Annotated in this window: 22 protein-coding genes; 18 read left to right on the forward strand and 4 right to left on the reverse strand. The window is 66.4% G+C overall.

The window, feature by feature from the left end:
* Nucleotides 1–13 precede the first annotated feature (13 nt).
* The 13 genes from H681_RS21825 (at nucleotide 14) to ureC (ending at nucleotide 14,561) form a co-directional block, all read left to right on the forward strand.
* Nucleotides 14–2,773, forward strand: coding sequence for a hybrid sensor histidine kinase/response regulator (locus tag H681_RS21825; protein WP_015479064.1), 2,760 nt, complete (start codon nucleotides 14–16; stop codon nucleotides 2,771–2,773).
* Between the two features lie 263 nt (nucleotides 2,774–3,036).
* Nucleotides 3,037–3,630: a MarC family protein gene (locus H681_RS21830; RefSeq protein ID WP_015479065.1), complete on the forward strand. Its 594-nt coding sequence runs from the start codon at nucleotides 3,037–3,039 to the stop codon at nucleotides 3,628–3,630.
* A gap of 236 nt (nucleotides 3,631–3,866) precedes the next feature.
* A complete protein-coding gene (urtA, locus tag H681_RS21835; RefSeq protein ID WP_015479066.1) occupies nucleotides 3,867–5,135 on the forward strand; it encodes an urea ABC transporter substrate-binding protein in 1,269 nt (422 codons plus the stop codon).
* A gap of 171 nt (nucleotides 5,136–5,306) precedes the next feature.
* On the forward strand, nucleotides 5,307–6,881 hold the full coding sequence (gene urtB, locus H681_RS21840; RefSeq protein WP_015479067.1) for an urea ABC transporter permease subunit UrtB: 1,575 nt from the start codon (nucleotides 5,307–5,309) through the stop codon (nucleotides 6,879–6,881).
* Nucleotides 6,882–7,005: 124 nt separating this feature from the next.
* Nucleotides 7,006–8,085, forward strand: a complete 1,080-nt coding sequence (gene urtC, locus H681_RS21845) for an urea ABC transporter permease subunit UrtC (protein WP_015479068.1) — start codon at nucleotides 7,006–7,008, stop codon at nucleotides 8,083–8,085.
* The gene (urtD, locus tag H681_RS21850; protein WP_086009577.1) at nucleotides 8,082–8,927 is read left to right on the forward strand and encodes an urea ABC transporter ATP-binding protein UrtD; all 846 of its coding nucleotides are present in this window, start codon (nucleotides 8,082–8,084) and stop codon (nucleotides 8,925–8,927) included. Before urtC ends, urtD begins: the two co-directional genes overlap by 4 nt.
* A 172-nt stretch (nucleotides 8,928–9,099) precedes the next feature.
* Nucleotides 9,100–9,798 (forward strand): urea ABC transporter ATP-binding subunit UrtE, encoded by a 699-nt coding sequence (urtE, locus tag H681_RS21855; protein WP_015479070.1) that lies wholly within the window; start codon nucleotides 9,100–9,102, stop codon nucleotides 9,796–9,798.
* A 158-nt stretch (nucleotides 9,799–9,956) separates the two neighbouring features.
* Nucleotides 9,957–10,409, forward strand: coding sequence for a GNAT family N-acetyltransferase (locus H681_RS21860; RefSeq protein WP_015479071.1), 453 nt, complete (start codon nucleotides 9,957–9,959; stop codon nucleotides 10,407–10,409).
* Nucleotides 10,410–10,703: 294 nt separating this feature from the next.
* On the forward strand, nucleotides 10,704–11,537 hold the full coding sequence (locus tag H681_RS21865; protein ID WP_015479072.1) for an urease accessory protein UreD: 834 nt from the start codon (nucleotides 10,704–10,706) through the stop codon (nucleotides 11,535–11,537).
* Between the two features lies 1 nt (nucleotide 11,538).
* Nucleotides 11,539–11,841, forward strand: coding sequence for an urease subunit gamma (locus tag H681_RS21870; protein WP_015479073.1), 303 nt, complete (start codon nucleotides 11,539–11,541; stop codon nucleotides 11,839–11,841).
* A 59-nt stretch (nucleotides 11,842–11,900) separates the two neighbouring features.
* A complete protein-coding gene (locus H681_RS21875) occupies nucleotides 11,901–12,407 on the forward strand; it encodes a GNAT family N-acetyltransferase (RefSeq protein ID WP_015479074.1) in 507 nt (168 codons plus the stop codon).
* Entirely contained in the window at nucleotides 12,404–12,709 is a 306-nt protein-coding gene (locus H681_RS21880) for an urease subunit beta (RefSeq protein ID WP_015479075.1), read from the forward strand. The genes H681_RS21875 and H681_RS21880 overlap by 4 nt, the downstream gene beginning before the upstream one ends.
* A 151-nt stretch (nucleotides 12,710–12,860) precedes the next feature.
* Nucleotides 12,861–14,561: an urease subunit alpha gene (gene ureC / locus H681_RS21885; protein ID WP_015479076.1), complete on the forward strand. Its 1,701-nt coding sequence runs from the start codon at nucleotides 12,861–12,863 to the stop codon at nucleotides 14,559–14,561.
* A 168-nt stretch (nucleotides 14,562–14,729) separates the two neighbouring features.
* Here ureC and H681_RS21890 read toward each other — a convergent pair whose 3' ends face one another.
* A complete protein-coding gene (locus H681_RS21890) occupies nucleotides 14,730–14,996 on the reverse strand; it encodes a DksA/TraR family C4-type zinc finger protein (protein WP_015479077.1) in 267 nt (88 codons plus the stop codon).
* Between the two features lie 180 nt (nucleotides 14,997–15,176).
* Here H681_RS21890 and H681_RS21895 point away from each other — a divergent pair, with 180 nt between their 5' ends.
* Nucleotides 15,177–15,836 carry a hypothetical protein gene (locus H681_RS21895; RefSeq protein ID WP_015479078.1) on the forward strand — a complete coding sequence of 220 codons (660 nt, stop codon included), beginning with the start codon at nucleotides 15,177–15,179 and terminating at the stop codon, nucleotides 15,834–15,836.
* A 19-nt stretch (nucleotides 15,837–15,855) separates the two neighbouring features.
* On the opposite strand, the gene H681_RS21900 is transcribed toward H681_RS21895, so the two are convergent.
* The gene (locus tag H681_RS21900; RefSeq protein ID WP_015479079.1) at nucleotides 15,856–16,719 is read right to left on the reverse strand and encodes an isocitrate lyase/PEP mutase family protein; all 864 of its coding nucleotides are present in this window, start codon (nucleotides 16,717–16,719) and stop codon (nucleotides 15,856–15,858) included.
* A 207-nt stretch (nucleotides 16,720–16,926) separates the two neighbouring features.
* Here H681_RS21900 and H681_RS21905 point away from each other — a divergent pair, with 207 nt between their 5' ends.
* From H681_RS21905 to osmE, 3 genes are all read left to right on the forward strand, one after another.
* A complete protein-coding gene (locus H681_RS21905; protein WP_015479080.1) occupies nucleotides 16,927–18,192 on the forward strand; it encodes an Hsp70 family protein in 1,266 nt (421 codons plus the stop codon).
* Between the two features lie 134 nt (nucleotides 18,193–18,326).
* Nucleotides 18,327–18,545 carry a hypothetical protein gene (locus H681_RS21910; protein WP_015479081.1) on the forward strand — a complete coding sequence of 73 codons (219 nt, stop codon included), beginning with the start codon at nucleotides 18,327–18,329 and terminating at the stop codon, nucleotides 18,543–18,545.
* A 92-nt stretch (nucleotides 18,546–18,637) separates the two neighbouring features.
* Nucleotides 18,638–18,982, forward strand: coding sequence for an osmotically-inducible lipoprotein OsmE (gene osmE, locus H681_RS21915; protein ID WP_015479082.1), 345 nt, complete (start codon nucleotides 18,638–18,640; stop codon nucleotides 18,980–18,982).
* A gap of 45 nt (nucleotides 18,983–19,027) precedes the next feature.
* On the opposite strand, the gene H681_RS21920 is transcribed toward osmE, so the two are convergent.
* The gene (locus H681_RS21920) at nucleotides 19,028–19,411 is read right to left on the reverse strand and encodes a hypothetical protein (RefSeq protein ID WP_015479083.1); all 384 of its coding nucleotides are present in this window, start codon (nucleotides 19,409–19,411) and stop codon (nucleotides 19,028–19,030) included.
* Between the two features lie 111 nt (nucleotides 19,412–19,522).
* Here H681_RS21920 and H681_RS21925 point away from each other — a divergent pair, with 111 nt between their 5' ends.
* Nucleotides 19,523–19,978, forward strand: coding sequence for a GyrI-like domain-containing protein (locus H681_RS21925; protein WP_015479084.1), 456 nt, complete (start codon nucleotides 19,523–19,525; stop codon nucleotides 19,976–19,978).
* A 24-nt stretch (nucleotides 19,979–20,002) separates the two neighbouring features.
* On the opposite strand, the gene H681_RS21930 is transcribed toward H681_RS21925, so the two are convergent.
* The gene (locus H681_RS21930) at nucleotides 20,003–22,087 is read right to left on the reverse strand and encodes an AsmA family protein (RefSeq protein ID WP_015479085.1); all 2,085 of its coding nucleotides are present in this window, start codon (nucleotides 22,085–22,087) and stop codon (nucleotides 20,003–20,005) included.
* Nucleotides 22,088–22,197 lie beyond the last annotated feature (110 nt).

Raw genomic sequence — 22,197 nt, forward strand, 5'->3', positions numbered from 1 at the left:
ACTCCTCGTCAGCTTGCTGCTGGCCGCTCTGGTCTGTCATGCGGCAAGCCAGGACTCCGGCTGGTCGCAACTCCACGACAGCGAAGCCCGCCTGCAGTTGCAGGACATCCTCTCCCCGCGCTACAGCACACTCTTCAGCCCGCTCAACATCAACGAACTGCACGCGCCCGCCGGCCCTGGCAGCACCTGGCTGCACTACCGCCTGCCCGTCAGCGAATCACCCCGGCAACTGCGTCTCTTCGCCCCCAGCCTGGACAGCCTCGAACTCTTCATCGTCCAGGACCAGACGGTGCTGGAGCAGAAAAGCGCCGGCAACCTGTCACCGCTGCAGCGCCCGCTGCTGAGCAGCGACATCGTCCTGCCGCTGCGCAACGCCGCCGCGCCCCTGGACCTCTACCTGCGCCTGGCTTCCAGCCAGCCGCTGCGGCCCAACATCAGCATCGAGGATGCCAGCCAGCCGGACAACGAGCAGCGCCCGCTGCATTTCGGCATCCTGATCGGCTGCCTCTCCATGCTGCTGATCTACAACCTCGTGCGCTTCGCCTACACCCGCGTCCCCAGCGGCCTGTGGCTCGCCGGCGTGCATGCGAGCCTGCTGCTGGCCTGCCTCACCCTGTTCGGCCTGCTGAGCCCCTGGTATGGCCCGCATCAGACCTGGCAGCCGCTCACCGCACAGTTCAGCCTGATGCTGGCGCTGTTCTGCGCCCTGGGCTACACCGCCAGTTTCTTCACAGGCCTCGCCCCGCGCCTGCCGCTCAAGCGGCTGCTGCTGGGCGGCACCGCCGCCCTGATGGTCCTCGGCGCGGCTGCGCACCTGCTGCTCGCGCTGCCGCTGAGCGACCTGGTCTACGGCCTGATCACCCTGGTCAGCCTGGGCATGCTCTCGGTAGCGGTCTACTACTGGACCCACGGCTACCATCCGGCGCGCCTGTTCGCCGTGGGCATGGGCCTCTTCGTGCTGGTCTGGTGCCTGAGCTTGCCCTCGCTGCTGGGCTACCTGCCGACCCGCGCCGAATGGCTGGGCAGTGGCCTGCTCGGTCTTACCGCGCTGGTCGGGTTCCTGCTCAGCCTCGCCCTCGCCGAACGCCAGCGCAAACTCCAGGACGAGCAGTTCGCCGCCAGCCGCCAGCGCGCCGCCAGCGTCGCCGAACTCAAGGCCAAGGGCGACTTCCTGGCCAAGATCAGCCATGAGATCCGCACCCCCATGAACGGCGTGCTGGGCATGACCGAACTGCTGCTCGGCACGCCGTTGTCGGCCAAGCAGCGCGACTACGTACAGACCATCCACAGTGCCGGCAACGAACTGCTGGCACTGATCAACGAGATCCTCGACATCTCCAAGCTGGAGTCCGGGCAGATCGAGCTGGACGAAGTGCAGTTCGACCTCGGCGCGCTGATCGAAGACTGCCTGGCGATCTTCCGCGCCAAGGCCGAGCAGCAGAAGGTCGAGCTGATCAGCTTCACCCAGCCGCAGGTGCCGCGCATCGTCAGCGGCGACCCGACGCGCCTGCGCCAGGCCGTGCTGAGCCTGCTGGACAATGCCTTCAAGCAGACCGACGAAGGCGAGATCCTGCTGGTGGTCGCGCTCGACGGCCCGCCGGAACATCCGCGCCTGCGCATCGCCGTGCAGGACAGCGGCCGCCCGCTGGACAGCGCCGACCGTCAGGCTCTGCTCACCGCCGAACTGCACAGCCGCGATTTCCTCTCCGCCACCCGCCTGAGCAGCCGCCTCGGGCTGATCATCGCGCGCCAGTTGATCCGCCTGATGTCTGGCGATTTCGGTATCGAGAACGGCATCGAAAGCGGCGGCATGGCCGAAGGCACGGGCAACCTGCTCTGGCTGAGCCTGCCGCTGGACCCACAGCAGTTGCAGCAACCCTCCGCCGACCTCGACAGCCCGTTGCAGGGCGCACGCATTCTGGTGGTGGATGACAACCAGACCTGCCGCAAGGTCGTGGTGCAGCAGTGCAGCGCCTGGGGCATGAACGTCAGCGCCGTTTCCTCCGGCAAGGAAGCGCTGGCCCAGTTGCGCACCAAGGCGCACCTGCGCGAGTACTTCGACGTGGTCCTGCTCGACCAGGACATGCCCGGCATGACCGGCATGCAACTGGCCACCAAGATCCAGGAAGACCCCAACCTCAACCACGACATCCTGCTGGTCATGCTCACCGGCATCAGCAACGCGCCGAGCAAGATCATCTCCCGCAACGCCGGGATCAAGCGCATCCTCGCCAAACCGGTGGCCGGCTACACCCTCAAGGCAACCCTTGCCGAGGAACTGGCGCGACGCGGCCCCAGCGGCGTGAGCAACTACCTGCAGCCCAGCAGCGAACCGGCGCCGGCGGTACTGCCGGGCGATTTCCGCATCCTCGTGGCCGAGGACAACAGCATCTCCACCAAGGTCATCCGCGGCATGCTGAGCAAGCTCAACCTGCAGCCGGACACCGCCAGCAATGGCGAGGAAGCCCTGGCGGCGATGAAGTCCACGCAGTACGACCTGGTACTGATGGACTGCGAGATGCCGGTGCTCGACGGCTTCTCCGCCACCGAGCGCCTGCGTGCCTGGGAAGCCAACGAACACCGGCCGCACACCCCGGTGGTGGCGCTTACCGCGCACATCCTCAGCGAGCACAAAGAGCGCGCGCGGCTGGTCGGGATGGACGGCCACATGGCCAAGCCGGTGGAGCTGTCGCAGTTGCGCGAGCTGGTGGCCTACTGGGTCGGCGAGCGCGACCGCCGGCTGCGCCAGCAGAGCGACGCGTTGCCGTCCTGATCCCGGTTTCGGCTTTTCGTAGGAGCGAGCTTGCTCGCGAATAGATTCCGCTGCGGGGGGCTGGTTCGCGAGCAAGCTCGCTCCTACAGGCACTTCCCGTCACCCAGGCACTTCGCCCAACCCTAGTCCGCGATGGATCATGCAGCGTGCCATGCGGGATCGCGGACAGAGTCCGCTCCTACACGCCAGGGCATTTCTCCCGCACCGCCCCACCCGCTATGCTTTGCCTGCCACACCTCTCTCAACCCGGACGAGTTTCCCCCATGCATGTGTTGTCCAGCGTGTACCTGAAGATGCTGGTGCTCTACAGCCCCTTCTTCGTGCTGTCCTGCTTCATCAGCCTGAGCCGTGGTTTCGGTCCGCGCGATCGCAAGCACATGGCGTGGCGCGTGGCCCTGGCGGCGTTGGTCGCCAGCGTGCTGCTGTACCTGTTCGGGCGCTACATCTTCACCCTGTTCGGCATCACCGCCGACGCCTTTCGCATCGGCGCCGGCAGCGTGCTGTTCATCTCCGCGCTGAGCATGGCCCAGGGACGCTCGGCGGTGCAGAGCGACAACGTACAGCAGGACGTCACCATCGTCCCGCTGACCATCCCGATCACCGTCGGCCCCGGCACCATCGGAGCCCTGCTGGTCATGGGGGTGAACCAGGAATGGGAGAACAAGCTGCTGGCCATCGCCGCGATCTTCCTCGCCTGCCTGACTCTGGGCATCATGCTGTACCTTTCCGACAAGATCGAAAAGATCCTCGGCGACCAGGGCCTGCAGATCGTCAGCCGGCTGATGGGCCTGTTCGTCTGCGCCCTGGCGGCACAGATCATCATGACCGGCGTGCGCGGCTACTTCATTCCGCAGTAATGCGCACCATTGGGGAGCGCCGTGCGCCAAAGCGTGTTCGGCGCACCAAAGCCGCGCACTAAAAAAACCCACTCCTACGACAGAAAATCGCGTCCAACCCATCTGCGCCAAGGCTTTTGCCTGTTTGGCACGGATGCTGCGATGGCAGCTTCGATCCCGCTCGGGGTCGCCCCATTTCCGGGGAAGCTGCCGCACCGGCAACTCCCCGCCCCTGGATAGCCAAGGAGGCTGCCGCGATGAAACGTCGTCCGCTGTTGAAAAGTACGCTGGCCATGAGCGCCCTGCTGCTCACCGGTCTGTTCCCGTTCAGCTCCCAGGCCGCCGAGACCATCAAGGTCGGCATCCTGCATTCGCTGTCCGGCACCATGGCGATCTCCGAGACCTCGCTCAAGGACATGGCGCTGATGACCATCGACGAGATCAACGCCAAGGGCGGGGTGAACGGCAAGCAGCTCGAAGCGGTGGTGGTCGACCCGGCCTCCAACTGGCCGCTGTTCGCCGAGAAGGCGCGCCAGTTGCTGACCCAGGACAAGGTCGCGGTGGTCTTCGGCTGCTGGACCAGCGTGTCGCGCAAATCCGTGCTGCCGGTGTTCGAGGAACTCAACGGCCTGCTGTTCTACCCGGTGCAGTACGAGGGTGAAGAGATGTCGCCCAACGTTTTCTACACCGGCGCGGCGCCGAACCAGCAGGCCATCCCGGCGGTGGAATACCTGATGAGCGAGGACGGCGGCGGCGCCAAGCGCTTCTTCCTGCTGGGCACCGACTACGTCTACCCGCGCACCACCAACAAGATCCTGCGCGCCTTCCTGCACAGCAAGGGCGTGGCCGACAAGGACATCCAGGAGGTCTACACGCCGTTCGGCCACAGCGACTACCAGACCATCGTCGCCGACATCAAGAAGTTCTCCGCCGGCGGCAAGACCGCAGTGATCTCCACCGTCAACGGCGACTCCAACGTGCCGTTCTACAAGGAGCTGGCGAACCAGGGCCTGGAAGCCACCGAAGTGCCGGTGGTGGCCTTCTCCGTGGGCGAGGAAGAATTGCGCGGCATCGACACCAAGCCGCTGGTGGGCAACCTCGCCGCGTGGAACTACTTCGAGTCGGTGAAGAACCCGGAGAACACAAAGTTCGTCGCTGACTGGAAGGCGTACGCCAAGGCCAAGAACCTGCCCAACTACAGCACCGCCGTGACCAACGACCCGATGGAAGCCACCTACGTCGGCATCCACATGTGGGCGCAGGCCGTGCAGAAGGCCGGCAGCACCGATGTCGACAAGGTCCGCGAGGCCATGGCCGGGCAGACCTTCAAGGCGCCGTCGGGCTTCACCCTGAGCATGGACAAGACCAACCACCACCTGCACAAACCGGTGATGATCGGCGAGATCGAGGACAACGGTCAGTTCAACGTGGTCTGGAAAACCCCCGAGCCGATCCGCGCGCAGCCGTGGAGCCCTTTCATTCCGGGCAACGACAAGAAGCCGGATTACGCGGTGCGCGGTAACTGATTCTTTTCGGCGCGAGAGCACCCTCACCTAGCCCTCTCCCTCAGGAGAGGGGACTGTTCGGAGTTGTCGGTTGGCACGGCATTCATCCTGACGCCAATCTGCCCCCTCTCCCTCCGGGAGAGGGCCGGGGTGAGGGAATCGTCTGGCATCAGTTCCACCAGGAAAATCCTAATGCCCCAACTTATCCACACCTGCGTCTTGCTCTTGGCCCTGCTGCTGGCTAATCCAGCCTTGGCCACCCCCGCGCAGGATTTCACCCGCGCCGACGCTCCCGAGCAGGCGAAGCTGCTGGAATCCTGGGCCGCCGCTCCCGATGCCGCACGCCTGGATTTCCTCGTCGCCTTGCAATCCGGCCGCGTCGCCGTCGATGCGCAGAACAGCGCCTTCCTGCTCGGTGACGATGGTCAGTACCACGCCGCCGAAGGCGATGCCGCTGCGGATGGTGAGCCGCAGAAGCTGCGCCTGAACAACCGCCTGCGCGGGCTGCTCAACACCGCACTGGCCAGCCACCAGTTGGTCGCCGACAGTCCCTCCGTGCGCCTGGACGCCGCGCGTCAGCTGCAGAAGAGCGCCCGTCCGGCGCAACGCACGTTGCTCGAATATCGCCTCAACGAAGAGTCCGACAACGACGTCAAAGCTGCCCTGCAACTGGCCCTGGCCAACCTGCAGCTGGCCGATCCCGTCCCCACAGTGCGCCTCTCCGCCGTACGCCTGCTGGGCGAGTCCGGCGATCCGCAGGCGCGCACCCGCCTGGAAAACCTCCTCGACCCCGCCGTCGAACCGGACGACTCGGTGCGCACCGCCGCCGCCACCAGCCTCGGCCAGGTCAAGCGCCGCCTGTTGATGGGCGATCTGTTCGGCCAGGCGTTCAGCGGCCTGTCGCTGGGCTCGATCCTGCTGCTGGCCGCCCTGGGCCTGGCCATCACCTACGGCCTGCTCGGGGTGATCAACATGGCCCACGGAGAAATGCTGATGCTCGGCGCCTACTCCACTTATGTGGTGCAGTTGCTCTGCCAGCGTTACGCGCCTGGTGTGCTGGAGCTGTACCCGCTGCTCGCCCTGCCGGTGGCCTTCCTGGTCACCGCGTGCATCGGCATGGCGCTGGAGCGCACGGTGATCCGCCATCTCTACGGTCGACCGTTGGAAACCCTGCTCGCCACCTGGGGCATCAGCCTGGTGCTGATCCAACTGGTGCGCGTGCTGTTCGGCGCGCAGAACGTCGAGGTGTCCAACCCGGCGTGGCTGTCCGGCGGCATCCAGGTGCTACCCAACCTCGTGCTGCCGTGGAACCGCATCGTCATCATCGGCTTCGCGCTGTTCGTGCTCGCGCTTACCTGGCTGCTGCTCAACCGCACGCGGCTGGGCCTGAACGTCCGCGCCGTCACCCAGAACCGCAACATGGCCGCCTGCTGCGGCGTGCCCACCGGCCGCGTGGACATGCTCGCTTTCGGCCTCGGCTCGGGCATCGCCGGCCTCGGAGGCGTGGCGCTGTCGCAGGTCGGCAACGTCGGCCCGGACCTGGGCCAGAGCTACATCATCGACTCCTTCCTGGTGGTGGTGCTCGGCGGTGTCGGCCAGCTCGCCGGCAGCGTGCTGGCCGCCTTCGGCCTGGGCGTGGCGAACAAGATCCTCGAACCGCAGATCGGCGCGGTGCTGGGCAAGATCCTGATCCTCGCGCTGATCATCCTGTTCATCCAGAAACGTCCGCAGGGGCTCTTCGCTCTGAAAGGGAGGGTCATCGATTGATGAAAAAAACCATATGGGAGCTGATTGCTCTTCGTAGGAGCGAGCTTGCTCGCGAACCCGCCCAGCCGCGGCGCCGCCGGAAAATCTGTTCGCGAGCAAGCTCGCTCCTACAGGTAACTTGCCCATGAACCAGCCACTCACCGTGACGGCCGCGCAGAAGGCCGGCCCGAAACTCACCGCCGGCCTCGTCGGCGCCGCGCTCGTCGCGCTGCTGACCCTGCCGCTCTTGCACCTGCTGCCAGAGAGCAATCCGCTGCACCTCTCCGCCTACGGGCTGACGCTCACCGGCAAGATCCTCTGCTATGCCATCGTCGCCCTGGCCCTGGACCTGGTCTGGGGCTATGCCGGCCTGTTGTCGCTGGGCCACGGGCTGTTCTTCGCCCTGGGCGGCTACGCCATGGGCATGTACCTGATGCGCGAGGCCGCCGGCGACCAGTTGCCGCCGTTCATGACCTTCCTCTCCTGGACGGAGCTGCCCTGGTACTGGGCCGGCACCCAGCACTTCCTCTGGGCGCTGTGCCTGGTGGTGCTGGCGCCCGGCCTGCTGGCGCTGGTGTTCGGCTTCTTCGCCTTCCGCTCGCGGATCAAGGGCGTGTACTTCTCGATCATGACCCAGGCGCTGACCTTCGCCGGCATGCTGCTGTTCTTCCGCAACGAGACCGGTTTTGGCGGCAACAACGGCTTCACCAACTTCCGCAGCATCCTGGGCTTTCCGATCACCGCGCCGGGCACCCGCGCGGCGCTGTTCATCGCCATCGTCCTGCTGCTGGCGGCAAGCCTGGCCATCGGCTTCGCCCTGGCGCGCAGCAAGTTCGGCCGGGTGCTCACCGCCCTGCGCGATGCCGAGAACCGCCTGATGTTCTGCGGCTACGACCCGCGCGGCTACAAGCTCTTCGTCTGGACCCTGAGCGCCGTGCTCTGCGGTCTCGCCGGCGCGCTGTTCGTGCCGCTGGTGGGGATCATCAACCCCAGCGAAATGTCGCCGACCAACTCCATCGAGGCCGCCGTCTGGGTCGCCCTCGGCGGGCGCGGCACGCTGATCGGCCCGCTGCTCGGCGCAGGCGTGGTGAACGGCGCGAAGAGCTGGTTCACCGTGGCCTTTCCCGAGTACTGGCTGTTCTTCCTCGGCGCGCTGTTCATCGTCGTCACCCTGTACCTGCCGCGCGGCATCCTCGGCCTGATCAAGCGGGAGAAAGAGCAATGAGAGCGGTCCCCCACCTGATGCTGGAGCCGGCCTACGACCCGTCGGGCGCCAGCCGCGATGCCATCGGCATCGGTTCGAGCGCCAGCGGCCTGCTGGACGTGCGCCACGGCACCATCCTCACCCTGGAAGACATCAACGTCAGCTTCGATGGCTTTCGCGCCCTGCGCGACCTGACGCTGTATATCGGCGTCGGCGAGTTGCGCTGCATCATCGGCCCCAACGGCGCGGGCAAGACCACGCTGATGGACGTGATCACCGGCAAGACCCGTCCGGACAACGGCAAGGCGTTCTTCGGCGAAACCCTCGACCTGACCCGCATGAGCGAGGTGGAAATCGCCCAGGCCGGCATCGGCCGCAAGTTCCAGAAGCCCACGGTGTTCGAGGCGCTCTCGGTATTCGAGAACCTGGAGCTCGCGCAGAAGACCGACAAGTCGGTATGGGCCAGCCTGCGGGCGAAGCTCTCCGGCGAGCAGAAGGACCGCATCGAGCAAGTGCTCACCACCATCCGCCTGCGCGAGTCGCGCAACCGCCCCGCCGGGCTGCTCTCCCACGGGCAGAAGCAGTTCCTGGAGATCGGCATGCTGCTGGTGCAGGAGCCGCAACTGTTGCTGCTGGACGAGCCGGTGGCGGGCATGACCGACGCCGAGACCGAGTTCACCGCCGAGCTGTTCAAATCCCTCGCCGGCCAGCATTCGCTGATGGTGGTGGAGCACGACATGGGCTTCGTCGGCAGCATCGCCGACCACGTCAGCGTGCTGCACCAGGGGCATGTACTGGCCGAGGGCTCACTGGAGGAAGTGCAGGCGAACGAGCAGGTCATAGAGGTCTATCTCGGCCGCTAGTTCTGAATTGGCCGCGCTCGCACCCGCGTCTGCGGCGTTGCCGGACACTTCCCCCATGCTCATTGCCAGTCGGCAACTCCGCTGGGTGAAGTGTCCGGCGCCTTGCATCCACAGGCGCGATCACGGCCCTTTACAACGGCGTTCTCAAAGCCAAGAGCCCAGGAACCAATCCATGCTGCAAGTCGACAATCTGCACCAGTACTACGGCGGCAGCCACATCCTGCGTGGCCTGTCGTTCGACGCGAAGATCGGCGAGGTCACCTGCCTGCTCGGGCGCAACGGCGTGGGCAAGACCACCCTGCTGCGCTGCCTGATGGGCCTGGTGCCGGCCAAGGACGGCATGGTCAGCTGGGAGGGCAAGCCGATCACCGGCCTCAAACCGCACCAGCGCGTGCATGCCGGCATCGCCTACGTGCCGCAGGGGCGGGAAATCTTTCCGCGCCTGACGGTGGAGGAAAACCTGCTGATGGGCCTGTCGCGGTTCAGCGCCGGCCAGGCCAAGACGGTGCCCGAGCCCATCTACGAGCTGTTCCCGGTGCTGCGGGAAATGAAGCAGCGGCGCGGCGGCGACCTCTCCGGCGGCCAGCAGCAACAGCTCGCCATCGGCCGCGCCCTGGCCAGCCGGCCACGCCTGCTGATCCTCGACGAGCCCACCGAAGGCATCCAGCCGTCGGTGATCAAGGAGATCGGCGCGGTGATCCGCAAGCTCGCCGAACGTGGCGACATGGCCATCCTGCTGGTGGAGCAGTTCTACGATTTCGCCGCCGAACTGGCCGACCAGTACCTGGTGATGTCCCGTGGCGAGATCGTCCAGCAGGGGCGCGGCGCGGACATGGAAGCCGAGGGCGTGCGCGGATTGGTAGCCATCTGAGGTGAGGGCAACTCGCTCCTACAGGATCAGTATGGGTGCTCCTTGTAGGAGCGAGCTTGCTCGCGAACCCAGGTCCACACCGAGACGACCTGTCACTGGCGAACGACCGTGGCGGGTGGCAAGCTGCCAGGCCCGTATCGGCTTTTCCGGAGTTGGTCATGCCCCTCGTCCTGCGTCCAGCCGTCAATGACGACGCCGGTTTCGCCGCAGTCTGCGTGGCAGCCGCCTACGCCCAGTGGATTCCCAGGCTCGGCCGAAAGCCGGGACCGATGCTGGACGACTACCACGCCATCATCGCCGAGGACCGTGTGTTGATCGCCGAGCAGGACGGCGCACCGGTCGGCCTGCTGGTGATGCGCGAGACCGACGAGGGCTTCCTGCTCGACAACATCGCCGTGCTGCCCGAGTGCGCCGGTCAGGGTATCGGTCGCGAGCTGCTGGTGCACGCCGAGGAAGCCGCCGCAAAGCTGGGCTACCCGTCGCTGTACCTCTACACCAACGAACGCATGGTGGAGAACATCGAGCTGTATGCGAAGAACGGCTATCAGGAATACGCGCGCCGGCTGGAGAGCGGCTTCCACCGCGTGTACATGCGCAAGCAACTGGGCTGAGACCCGGCTTTTTTGTAGGAGCGAGCTTGCTCGCGAACACCGGCGGGCGTCGAAGCTCAGGCCGGTTCGCGAGCAAGCTCGCTCCTACAGGGATCTACGCACCGATCAGGTGCATTCATGTCGATGACGCACCGCAAAAGCGCCCTTACCTGACCGATCGGACAAGCCCACTTTTCTGTCTCGATCCCTCGCCCCGCCTGACCTGCTCGTCCTCGACAGCGAACAGCGCACTATCCTGGCGCGCCCGGCACGCTGCTTGCTCTGTCCTGAGCATCCTTCGTTTCGAAGCTGCCCATGAACGCACCGGCCACCCTCTTCCACCCCGCCTGGCACGCCGAGCTGGAGCTGGCCTACGCCCGCGTCGGCGACGGCACGCGGCCGGTCACCCGGCGTCATCTCGGCCCGTTGCGGGTGCAGAAGCACCTGTACGCGGAAGGGCCGCAGGTCTGCCAGCACATCGTCGTGCACCCGCCCGGCGGCATCGCCGGCGGCGATACGCTGAACCTCGATATCCACGCCGGTCAGGACGGCTGGGCGCAGCTCACCAGCCCCGGCGCGGCCAAGTGGTACCGCGCCGGTTGCCCGGCGAAACAGCAGTTGAACGTGCGCGTCGGTCCCGGCGCCACGCTGGAATGGCTGCCGCAGGAAACCATCGTCTACTCCGGCGCGCAGGCCGAGCTGACGACCCGCATCGACCTCGAAGCGGATGCCCGGCTGTTCTACTGGGACGTCGTCGCCCTCGGCCGCCCGGCCAGCGGCGAGCGCTTCGACGACGGCCACTTCGCCGCCGCCCTGGACATTCGCCGCGACGGCCAGCGCCTGTGGCACGAGCGCCAGCGCGTGGAGGGCAACGACCGCCTGCTCGACTCGCCCATCGGCCTGGCCGGCCACCCGGTGATGGCCACGCTGATCGCCAGCGGGCAGATCGACGCGGCGCTGATCGAAGCCTGTCGCGCCATCCCCTGCCAGGGGCGTGGCAACCTCACCCAACTGCCCGGCCTGGTGGTCGCCCGCTGCCTCGCCCACGAGGCGCTGCACGCCCGCGCCTGGCTCATCGAACTCTGGCGCCGGCTGCGGCCGGCGCTGCTCGGCCGCGAGGCCGTTCCTCCCCGAATCTGGAGCACCTGACATGGACCTGACTCCCCGCGAGAAGGACAAGCTGCTGATCTTCACCGCCGGCCTGGTCGCCGAGCGCCGCCTCGCCCGAGGTGTAAGACTCAACTACCCGGAGGCCGTGGCGCTGATCTCCGCCGCGTTGCTCGAAGGTGCGCGGGATGGCCAGACGGTCGCCGACCTGATGCACTACGGCACCACGCTGCTGAGCCGCGAACAGGTGATGGAAGGCGTGCCGGAGATGATCCCGGAGATCCAGGTGGAAGCCACCTTCCCGGACGGCACCAAGCTGGTCACCGTGCACCAGCCCATCGCTTGACGCCCCATTCGGCGAATAAAGCGCTCCGCTTTATTCGCCCTACGAAAGAAGGAACCGACATGCTCATCCGCGACGCCAGCCAAGCCGACCTCGGCAGTCTGCGCGATATCTACAACGACGCCGTGCTCAACACCACCGCGATCTGGAACGAGGTCGCCATCGACCTGGAGAACCGCCGCGCCTGGCTGGAATTGCGCGCGCAGCAGGGCTTCCCGGTGCTGGTGGCCGAAGACGGCGGCGAAGTGGTGGGCTACGCCAGCTACGGCCCGTGGCGCGCCTTCGACGGCTTTCGCGAGACGGTCGAGCACTCGGTCTACGTGCGCGCCGACCAACGCGGCAAGGGCCTCGGCCCGCTGCTGATGCAGGCGCTGATCGAGCGCGCCCGCGCCCAGGGCCTGCACGTGATGGTCGCGGCCATCGAGAGCGGCAATATCGCGTCGATCCGTCTGCACGAGCGTCTGGGCTTCATCACCCGCGGGCAGATGCCGCAGGTGGGCCAGAAGTTCGGCCGCTGGCTGGACCTGACCTTCATGCAACTGATCCTCGACCCACGGAGCTCCCCATGATCCCTGGCGAATACGACATCCAGAGCGGCGAGATCGAGCTCAACGCCGGCCGCCGCACGCTCGGCCTGACGGTCGCCAATAGCGGCGACCGGCCGATCCAGGTCGGCTCGCACTACCACTTCTTCGAGACCAATGACGCGCTGCTGTTCGACCGTGACGCGGCGCGCGGCATGCGCCTGAACATCCCGGCCGGCACCGCGGTGCGCTTCGAACCGGGGCAGAGCCGCGAGGTGGAGTTGGTGGAGCTGGCAGGCGAGCGCAAGGTGTATGGATTTGCCGGACGGGTGATGGGCGCACTCTGAAAGCCCCTCACCCCGGCCCTCTCCCGGAGGGAGAGGGAGAAAAGCAGCCCGCTGCAGCGGGATAGTTCAGCGCGCCGATCAGCCCCCTCTCCCCTTGGGAGAGGGTTGGGGTGAGGGCAGCGCCAATGCACGGATCGATCAGGGAGCCCCGATGAAGATCAGCAGACAAGCCTACGCCGACATGTTCGGCCCCACCGTCGGCGACCGCGTGCGCCTGGCCGATACCGGCCTGTGGATCGAGGTGGAGCAGGACTTCACCGTCTACGGCGAGGAAGTGAAGTTCGGCGGCGGCAAGGTCATCCGCGACGGCATGGGCCAGAGCCAGCTGTGCGCCGCGCAGGTCGTCGACACGGTGATCACCAACGCGCTGATCCTCGACCACTGGGGCATCGTCAAGGCCGACGTAGGCCTCAAGCACGGGCGCATCGCCGCCATCGGCAAGGCCGGCAACCCGGACATCCAGCCCGGCGTGACCATCGCCCTGGGCGCCAGCACCGAAGTGATTGCCGGCGAGGGCATGATCCTCACCGCCGGCGGCATCGACACGCACATCCACTTCATCTGTCCGCAGCAGATCGAAGAGGCGCTGATGAGCGGGATCACCACCATGATCGGCGGCGGTACCGGGCCGGCCACCGGCACCAACGCCACCACCTGCACCTCCGGTCCCTGGCACATGGCGCGCATGCTCCAGGCCGCGGATGCCTTCCCGATGAACATCGGCTTCACCGGCAAGGGCAACGCCAGCCTGCCGCTGCCGCTGGAAGAGCAGGTGCGCGCCGGCGCCATCGGCCTGAAGCTGCACGAGGACTGGGGCACCACCCCGGCGGCCATCGACAACTGCCTCTCGGTGGCCGACCGCCTCGACGTGCAGGTGGCGATCCATACCGACACCCTCAACGAGTCCGGCTTCGTCGAAACCACCCTCGCCGCGTTCAAGGGCCGCACCATCCACACCTACCATACCGAGGGCGCCGGTGGCGGCCACGCGCCGGACATCATCAAGGCCTGCGGCTTCGCCAATGTGCTGCCCAGTTCGACCAACCCGACCCGGCCCTTCACCCGCAACACCATCGACGAACACCTGGACATGCTCATGGTCTGCCACCACCTCGACCCGAGCATCGCCGAGGACGTGGCCTTCGCCGAGTCGCGCATCCGCCGCGAGACCATCGCCGCCGAGGATATCCTCCACGACCTCGGCGCCTTCAGCATGATCAGCTCCGACAGCCAGGCCATGGGCCGCGTCGGCGAAGTGATCACGCGCACCTGGCAGACCGCCGACAAGATGAAAAAACAGCGCGGCGCACTGGACGGCGACGGCGCGCGCAACGACAACTTCCGCGCCAAGCGCTACATCGCCAAGTACACCATCAACCCGGCGATCACCCACGGCGTCGCCCATGAAGTGGGCAGCATCGAAGTGGGCAAGCTGGCCGACCTGGTGCTCTGGCGTCCAGCGTTCTTCGGTGTGAAGCCAAGCCTGATCCTCAAGGGCGGCGCCATCGCCGCGAGCCTGATGGGCGACGCCAACGCGTCGATTCCGACGCCACAGCCGGTGCACTACCGACCGATGTTCGCAAGCTACGGCGGCAGCCGCCACGCCACTTGCCTGACCTTTCTCAGCCAGGCCGCGTTCGACCTCGGCGTGCACCACGAACTGGGCCTGCGCAAGGCCATCGGCGTGGTGAAGGGCTGCCGCAGCGTGCAGAAGACCGACCTGATCCACAACGCCTACCTGCCGCACATCGAGGTCGACGCGCAGAACTACCAGGTACGCGCCGACGGTCAGTTGCTGTGGTGCGAACCGGCTGACGTGCTGCCGATGGCGCAGCGGTATTTTCTCTTTTGAGGCAGGCTCCTCCGTGCTCGGCCACGGCGCAACGAGAGCAGGGGTGGACGGATCGAGGTCGAACAGGCCGACGGTAGCGTGCTGGTGCCGCTGAGACCGACCGCGCCGACGTCCGGAAACAGAAAACGGCGCTGTCGGGCGCCGCTTTCATAATCGGACCGAGGCATTTCAGCGCAACTGGCTGTCCTTGCTGCCGCGTCGGTTGTAACCGGAATAGGCCGCCTGCTCCTTGTCATGCTCGGCCTGGCAGTTCACGCACAGGCGCACGCCGGGGATAGCCTTGCGCCGCGCCTCGGGGATCGGCGCATCGCATTCCTCGCAATGGGTCAGGCTCTCGCCCTTGGGCAACTGGTTGCGCGCCCGTGCGATGGCGTCCTCGATGGTGCTGTCGATCTGCTCCTGAACCGCTCCGTCGTTTGCCCAGCCGCTGGCCATGGCGACCTCCGTCGATTGATCACTATTCATACAGATATGAAGGGTGTCTGAGGCAATTGCAAGGGGTCGTCGTCCTGAGGCGAAACGGCGCATTACACCAGCATTATCGGACTCATCTTACAGGCAGAGCGGAGCATGAAACCGAGAATGACGCCCTCCACGTCATCCAAGGAACCCATCATGCGATTCGTTTACGCGCTGTTCGCCGGTCTGATGCTGACGGGAGCGCTGCCCGGCCTCGTATCCGCTGCCGAGGCCAGCGCCCGTCAGACCGATCCGCTGTTGCAGGATATCGAGCGCTATCTGCTGCTCTACGCGGCCACCGGCGATGATCGCTTCCTGACTCGGCTGGACAGCCTTGGCGTGGTGTTCGAAAGCCAGCTCGGCGAGCAGAAGCAAGCCAGGACGCTGAAGGACATCTGGCAATTGCATCAGCAGACGCTGAGCAAGGTGCGCGATGCTCACACCAAGAAGGACGTCGATCTGAAAGAAGCATTGCAGCAGACCCAGGAGGTCGCCGATCTGTTCGACAGCTTCCTGGAGAGTTCCTCGGACAGCGTACCGTCGATGCGCGGAGAACTGCGCGAACTGGCGCTGCTGGAAGCCCGGAAGGCCAACCGCAAGTTACTGGGTGAGCCGTCCGCGACGCAGAGCGAGCGCATCGAAGCGCTGTGTGCAAGCCTGCAGTCCCGCCTTGAGGCCTTGCCGGACAATCCCGCGCGCGACAGCCTGATGGCGCACTGGACATTCCTGCGCAAGAGCCAGGCGGCCGGTGGCACCCTGCTCTACCCGTTCAACGCGCAGATCGAGTACCTCAGCAGCCATATCCCCCAAAGCTGAGTGGGGCACGGAAGCAGTCTTACTCCTTCACTTCCATGTATTCCCGTGCCCAGATCTGGTACTCCTCGGGCAGGGTGTATTTCTTCGCCAGCTCCGACGCGGTGAGATCGGAGGCGTGCACGCCGCGCTGCTCGCGCAGGCAGTCGTAGGTCGCCTTGATCGCCGCGAAGTAGGCGGCGTGGCCGTCCACCACGATACGCACGCCCAATTCCGCCAGGCGCTGGTCATCGCGCAGCGCCGGGTTGCCGTAGGACACCAGCATCAGCGGCACGGAGAGGTGGCGGGAGATCGCCTCCAGGTGGTCGAAGTCGCGGATACCGACCATGCAGATGCCGTCGGCGCCGGCGGCCTGGTAGGCCAGGGTGCGGCGGATCACGTCGTCCACTTCCAGCACTTCGGCGTTGGTGCGGGCGATGATCGCCATGTCTTCGTCGATGCGCGCCTCGATGGCCGCTCGGATCTTGCCCACGCCTTCTTCCACGCTGATCAGGTCGGTGGACTTGCGGCCGAACTGCGCCGGCAGCAGGGTGTCCTCGATGGTCAGCGCGGCCACGCCGGCGCGTTCCAGCTCGACCACGGTGCGCATGGTGTTCAGCGCGTTGCCGTAGCCGTGGTCGGCGTCGGCGAGCACCGGCAGGCGAGCCACACGGCCGATGCGGGTGGCCTGCTCGACGAACTCGCTGAGGGTGATCAGGGCGAAGTCCGGCGCCGCCAGAACTTGTAGTGAAGCTACAGAACCACCCAGGATACCTACCTCGAACCCCAGGTCCGCGGCGATGCGCGCCGACATCGGATCGAACACCGAGGCGGTGTGGTAGCAGGAGGAGGAAGTCAGTAAGGCGCGAAATTCCTTGCGCAATTCGTGAAAGGAGGCTCTGTGCATGGTGGGGTCCAACGGCTTATACGGGGTGGGAAAGAAAAATCAGTGGGCAAAAACTCTTGTAGGAAAACTACAGGAACGCAATGTAGCAAAACTACAAGCTACTCCCCAAGCCCTCTTTGCCACCACCGCTTCCCGACAGATACCCTGGCTTTCCCCACACGCTCGCGTAAACTGCGCGGCCGTTTTTTCTCCGGACACCCGCGCACCATGTTCCAGACCACTGAAGCCCGCGCCCTGGGCATCGACTTCGGCACCTCCAACTCCACCGTCGGCTGGTGGCGTCCGGGCACGGAACCGCTGATCACCCTGGAAGACGACAAGATCACCCTGCCCTCGGTGATCTTCTTCAACGTCGAGGAGCGTCGCCCGGTGTACGGCCGCCTGGCCCTGCACGAGTACCTGGAAGGCTACGAAGGCCGCCTGATGCGCTCGCTGAAAAGCCTGCTGGGCTCCTCGCTGCTGAAAAGCGAGACCACCGTGCTGGGCAGTGCCATGCCGTTCAAGGACCTGCTGGGGCTGTTCATCGGCGAGCTGAAGAAACGTGCCGAGGCCGTCGCCGGCCGCGAGTTCGACGCCGTGGTGCTGGGCCGTCCGGTGTTCTTCGTCGACGACGATCCCAAGGCCGACCAGGAAGCCCAGGACACCCTGGTGGCCGTGGCGCACAAGCTCGGCTTCAAGGAGGTCTCCTTCCAGTACGAACCGCTGGCCGCGGCCTTCGACTACGAGCGCGGCATCCAGCGCGAAGAACTGGTGCTGATCGTCGACATCGGCGGCGGTACTTCCGACTTCTCGCTGGTGCGCCTGTCGCCGGAGCGCCGTGAAGTGGCCGACCGCCACGGCGACATCCTCGCCACCGGCGGCGTGCACATCGGCGGCACCGACTTCGACAAGCAGTTGAGCATCCAGGGCGTAATGCCGCTGTTCGGCTACGGCAGCCGGATGAAGAGCGACGCCTTCATGCCGACCAGCTACCACCTCAACCTCGCCACCTGGCACACCATCAACGCGGTATATGCGCAGAAGTCCCAGCTGGCGCTGCAGAACATGCGCTACGACATCGTCGACGCCACCGGCATCGACCGCCTGTTCAAGCTCATCGAGCAGCGCGCCGGCCACTGGCTGGCGATGCAGGTGGAAGCCAGCAAGATCGAACTGTCCGACGCCGATCGCCGCGATATCGACCTCGCGCGCGTCGAGGCCGGCCTGGTCGCCGAGCTGAGCCGCGAGCTGTTCGAAGGCGCCATCGGCCCACTGCTGGAGCGCGTGCGCGGCAGCATCGGCGAACTGCTCAACTCCGCCGACGTGGAGCCGGCGCGGGTCGACAGCGTGTTCTTCACCGGCGGCTCGTCCGGCGTACCGGCGCTGCGCCAGAGCGTGGCGGCGATGCTGCCCAACGCCCGGCACGTGGACGGCGACCGCTTCGGCGGCATCGGCAGCGGCCTGGCCATCGAAGCGAAGAAGCGCTACGGCTGAGCAGCGCTGCCCCGGCGGCCCCTCGCCCCGGGGCCGTCGCCGCCCCCGCCGTGCGCGGATTGCGCCGGAGCGCACTGACGCCCGTCCCGCCTTGCGCTAGCGTTGAGAATCATCCCCTCACGCTGGAAGCCGCCATGTCACTCCTCCGTCTCGCCATCCTCGTCAGCCTGCCGTGTGCGCTCGCCGCCTGCGGCCTGGGCGAAACGGCCGCCACCGCAACCACCGCGGCCAGCCTGCAAGCCCAGCGGGCGCAACAGGCCCAGCAGCAGATGCAACAGATCCAACAGCAGATCGACCAGGCCAATGTGCAGAACCAGCAACGCCTGGACGATGCGCTGAAAGACGCGCAATAGCGCAGATTTCTCGAACTCCCCGGCCGCGTTGCCGCTCCAAGTTGTGCAAGTGTGTCGCTCACACCAAGCCGCTTCGAACCCAGGAGAGCCCTATGGACAAACGATCACTGCTGGCATTGCTCGTACTGGCGTCATTGGCGGGCTGCGCCTCCACCAGGGTGCAGAACCCGGTCAACTACATCACCTTCCGCGACGAGCCGCTGGTCCGCAATGTCGACAAAGGCATGACCGGGGAACAGGTGCTGCGCATCGGCGGGCCACCCTCGGCCACGCAGAAGCGCCTGATGAATCCCGGTAGCTGCAACAGCTACATCCTCAGCAAGGATGGCCAGCAGCAGCCCTTCTACGTCAGCTTCGACGGCAGCGGCAAGGTCGATGGCTCGGGCTTCATGAGCTGTTCCGAACTGGACCGCCACGAGCGCGACTACCAGCCCTGAGCCCACGGCCCTCGTCCCTTCCGGACGAGGGCCGTCTCCCGCCGCTCAGCGCAGCGCCTCGATCAGTTCATCCTTGCGCATGCGCCAGCGCCCGCGGATGCCCTTGCGCCCGGCCCGCTCGAGCAACTGCTCGCGGGTCAGCTCCGCCAGGGGTGCCAGGCTCCGCCCGCCGGGCTTGGGCGATGTGCCCTTGCGGGCCTTGGCCGCGCGCCGTGCCGAGGCGCTGCGGGCCATGCCCTTGGCCTCTTCGCTCTTGCGTTGAGCGCCGCCACCCTTGCGTTCGCCGCCGCCGGACTGGCGATTGACCGTGGCCCAGGCCAGCGCCTCGGCTTCCTCGCGGCTCATTCCCAGGTGCCGGTAGCTCTCTTCGATATGCGCTGCCTTGCGCTTCTGGCGGGCGCTGTACAGGCTCTTGTCTCCACGGGGCATGACATTCTCCTTGCTCGAAGGTCTACCGGGAGTGGACCGGCCCCGCGTTGAAATATTCACTCCGATGTGCCGCCGTCTATCATGCGAACACCCAGCCAGGAGCCCCACACCATGAAACACCGGATCATCGAACTGCCCGCCTTCACCGTGGTGGGCCTGGAGTATCGGGGCAACGCCCCCGGCGACAGCATCGGCCAGCTCTGGCAGCGCTTCCTGCCGCGCGAGCACGAAATCGGCGCCAGCGCCCGGGACAAGAACGCCTATGGCGTCTGCACCCAGCTGCCGGGCGGCGAGTTCCACTACATCGCGGCGCTGCCGGTGGAGGCCGACGCCGCGGTGCCCGACGGCATGCTGAAGTTCGAGGTGCCGGCGCAGAAATACGCCGTATTCACCCACATCGGCCCGGTACAGGGGATCGCCGACAGCTTCCAGGCCATCTATTCCAGTCTGCTCGCCCGCGCCGGTCTCACGCCGCGCAAGGGGATCGACCTGGAACGCTACACCGAACGCTTCCTCGGCCCGGAGAATCCGGCCTCGGAAACCGACCTGTACATTCCGGTCTATTGACCCAGGCTGCCGCCAGCCCCGCCTCTATTTGCGCTTGCCCGGCGCCGGCGCCTTCGCCGGCTGCTTCATCTGCTGCAGCAGCGGCCCGCACTGGTTGTCGTCCTTCTGGCTGGGTGCCACCAGTGCCAGCAACGCGGCGGCCGGCGCCACCGCCACGCCCAGCGCGAGCATGCCCGCGCCGCGCAGTACCAGCGGCCCGCTGTGTACTCCGGCGCGGGGATTCTTGAAGGTGCCCTGGACGTAGAGCGGCGAGCGCAGCGAGAAGATGCGCAGACCCTTGCTCTCGGGAATCACGTCCAGGTCCAGCTGCTCGGTGGCGAAGTTGGCGGTGCCCTGCACGTTGATGATGGCGTTCTCGGTGTCGAACACGAACACCCGTGGCTGCGCCAGGCCCCGGGTGATGCCGACATCGGCGGCGGCGCAGTTGATCTTCACCTCGTCATCGCCGAACAGCTTGGCCACCACGTAGTTACCCAGGTTCAGGCCGGCGATCTCCATCAGCCCCTTGCTGATCCGCCCATCGTTGATCAGCAGTTTCATCTGCCCGTTGGCGCCGCCGAGGATGCTCGCCACCGAGTTGCCGGTGCCGCTGAGCGCGGCGTCGCCGTTGAGCTCGCCGAAGCTGGTCTGCATTGGCGCGAAGCTGGGGAACAATTGCTTGAGCTTGAAGCCGCGCGCCTTCAGTTCCACCTGGCTCTGCATCGGCGTCTTGCCGCCGTCCAGGCGGATGTGTGCATCCAGCGCGCCACCCGCCACGCCGAAACGCAGCGGCTCCAGGGTCAGTTGGCCGTCGTTGAGCACCAGGTGGGTATAGAGGTCGCTGATCGGCAGCTTGTTGCTGTGCACGATGCGCTTGCCGGTGAACTCCACGTCGGCATCCATCGCGCGCCAGCGATCGGTGCGGAAGGCTTCCACCGGCAGCACCTTGTCCGGCGGCTGACGGCTGGCCTGGCCGCGCGCCTGCTTGTCCTTGTTCGAATCGGCACCGATCAGCGGGCCCAGGTCGACCATGCGCAACTGCTCGGAACGCAGCTTGCCGGAGAGCTTGGGACGCGGCTGGCGATTGACGAACAACAGGCTGCCGTGGAGATCACTGCCGCCGACCTTGCCGTTGAAGTCCTCATAGTGGAAGGTCGCGCCGTCGGGGTCCTTCAGTTGCGCCGTGAGGCGGCCGTCGGTCTCGTAGGCCGGGGTATCGGGCAGGGTCACGCCGGTGAGCGGGAACAGGTTGGCCATGCTGCTGCCGGCCAGCTTCAGGCGCAGGTCGAGCGCGCCCAGGTTCAGCGGATCGGTCAGCCGGCCGACCACACTGGCGCGGGTGCTGCCGGCGGCGATATCCGCCTGCACCGGGAAGGGCTTGGCGGCGTCCTGCAACGCCAGCATGCCGCCCACCTTGCCGGCACCGTTCAAAGGCAGGCCCTTGTACTCGCCCTTGAGCTTCCAGCCGAACACATAATCCTGGATATCCGCCGCGCCCGCCCCGGCCAGCGCCTTGCCGGCCAACTGACCGAAGGGCACCGGCTTGCCGAGGGGGTCCACCAGTAGCTCCAGACGGGTCCCGAGGCTCCGGTCATCGAGGGTGATGCGTCCCTTGTCGAAGCCGATCTCGCCGATCTCCAGCGTCCAGGACGACGGCTCGGGACTGGGCTCCGCCTCGCGCCTGGGCAGCTCGAAGGTCCAGGTGGCGCGGCCGTCGGCCAGGCGCAGCAGGTCCGCGCTGGGGCGTGTGAGGATGATCTGCGGGATCTTCACGGTCCGCCAGAGCAACGGCAATGGCGCCAGGCGGAACTCGACCTTTTCCAGGCTGGCGAACCGATCCTGGCTGTCCGGGCGGGTGGCCCAATCGGGATTGCCGAGCGTGATGTCGGCGGCGCTGAAATGCGGCCAGGGCACCCAGGCCCGCCAGCCGCCCTCTTCCGGCTCGGTACGCCAGAGCACCTGCAAGTCGCCGTTGATGGCGAAGGAGCGCCCCAGTTCGGCGGACACCTTCTCGTTGATCATCGGCTTCACCTGGTTCCAATCGAAGGTGGCGATGAAGACCAGCAAGGCCGCGAAGAGCGCGACGAAGCCGGTGACGGTCCAAAGGCAGATTCGCTGGCCGCGCGTCATACATGAACTCCCTGGTTGCCGCGTCGGTGGAAGGCCTGGCATCCCGGCGCCAGAGCCCGTGCATGGGGTGCGATGAAACCACGGTCGCCGGAGTCCGCCGTGTCGGCATT

This window comes from Pseudomonas sp. ATCC 13867 (assembly GCF_000349845.1).
GTDB lineage: Bacteria > Pseudomonadota > Gammaproteobacteria > Pseudomonadales > Pseudomonadaceae > Pseudomonas.

What these genes read in the sequence shown, in the direction of transcription:
- urtE (WP_015479070.1), top strand. Translation starts at nt 9,100, where the DNA reads ATGCTGCAAGTCGACAATCTGCACCAGTACTACGGCGGCAGCCACATC.
- H681_RS21870 (WP_015479073.1), top strand. Translation starts at nt 11,539, where the DNA reads ATGGACCTGACTCCCCGCGAGAAGGACAAGCTGCTGATCTTCACCGCC.
- H681_RS21875 (WP_015479074.1), top strand. Translation starts at nt 11,901, where the DNA reads ATGCTCATCCGCGACGCCAGCCAAGCCGACCTCGGCAGTCTGCGCGAT.
- H681_RS21925 (WP_015479084.1), top strand. Translation starts at nt 19,523, where the DNA reads ATGAAACACCGGATCATCGAACTGCCCGCCTTCACCGTGGTGGGCCTG.
- H681_RS21920 (WP_015479083.1), bottom strand. Translation starts at nt 19,411, where the DNA reads ATGCCCCGTGGAGACAAGAGCCTGTACAGCGCCCGCCAGAAGCGCAAG.
- H681_RS21865 (WP_015479072.1), top strand. Translation starts at nt 10,704, where the DNA reads ATGAACGCACCGGCCACCCTCTTCCACCCCGCCTGGCACGCCGAGCTG.
- H681_RS21890 (WP_015479077.1), bottom strand. Translation starts at nt 14,996, where the DNA reads ATGGCCAGCGGCTGGGCAAACGACGGAGCGGTTCAGGAGCAGATCGAC.
- H681_RS21910 (WP_015479081.1), top strand. Translation starts at nt 18,327, where the DNA reads ATGTCACTCCTCCGTCTCGCCATCCTCGTCAGCCTGCCGTGTGCGCTC.
- H681_RS21860 (WP_015479071.1), top strand. Translation starts at nt 9,957, where the DNA reads ATGCCCCTCGTCCTGCGTCCAGCCGTCAATGACGACGCCGGTTTCGCC.
- urtB (WP_015479067.1), top strand. Translation starts at nt 5,307, where the DNA reads ATGCCCCAACTTATCCACACCTGCGTCTTGCTCTTGGCCCTGCTGCTG.
- ureC (WP_015479076.1), top strand. Translation starts at nt 12,861, where the DNA reads ATGAAGATCAGCAGACAAGCCTACGCCGACATGTTCGGCCCCACCGTC.
- urtC (WP_015479068.1), top strand. Translation starts at nt 7,006, where the DNA reads ATGAACCAGCCACTCACCGTGACGGCCGCGCAGAAGGCCGGCCCGAAA.
- H681_RS21930 (WP_015479085.1), bottom strand. Translation starts at nt 22,087, where the DNA reads ATGACGCGCGGCCAGCGAATCTGCCTTTGGACCGTCACCGGCTTCGTC.
- urtD (WP_086009577.1), top strand. Translation starts at nt 8,082, where the DNA reads ATGAGAGCGGTCCCCCACCTGATGCTGGAGCCGGCCTACGACCCGTCG.
- H681_RS21905 (WP_015479080.1), top strand. Translation starts at nt 16,927, where the DNA reads ATGTTCCAGACCACTGAAGCCCGCGCCCTGGGCATCGACTTCGGCACC.
- H681_RS21880 (WP_015479075.1), top strand. Translation starts at nt 12,404, where the DNA reads ATGATCCCTGGCGAATACGACATCCAGAGCGGCGAGATCGAGCTCAAC.
- urtA (WP_015479066.1), top strand. Translation starts at nt 3,867, where the DNA reads ATGAAACGTCGTCCGCTGTTGAAAAGTACGCTGGCCATGAGCGCCCTG.
- H681_RS21895 (WP_015479078.1), top strand. Translation starts at nt 15,177, where the DNA reads ATGCGATTCGTTTACGCGCTGTTCGCCGGTCTGATGCTGACGGGAGCG.
- osmE (WP_015479082.1), top strand. Translation starts at nt 18,638, where the DNA reads ATGGACAAACGATCACTGCTGGCATTGCTCGTACTGGCGTCATTGGCG.
- H681_RS21900 (WP_015479079.1), bottom strand. Translation starts at nt 16,719, where the DNA reads ATGCACAGAGCCTCCTTTCACGAATTGCGCAAGGAATTTCGCGCCTTA.
- H681_RS21830 (WP_015479065.1), top strand. Translation starts at nt 3,037, where the DNA reads ATGCATGTGTTGTCCAGCGTGTACCTGAAGATGCTGGTGCTCTACAGC.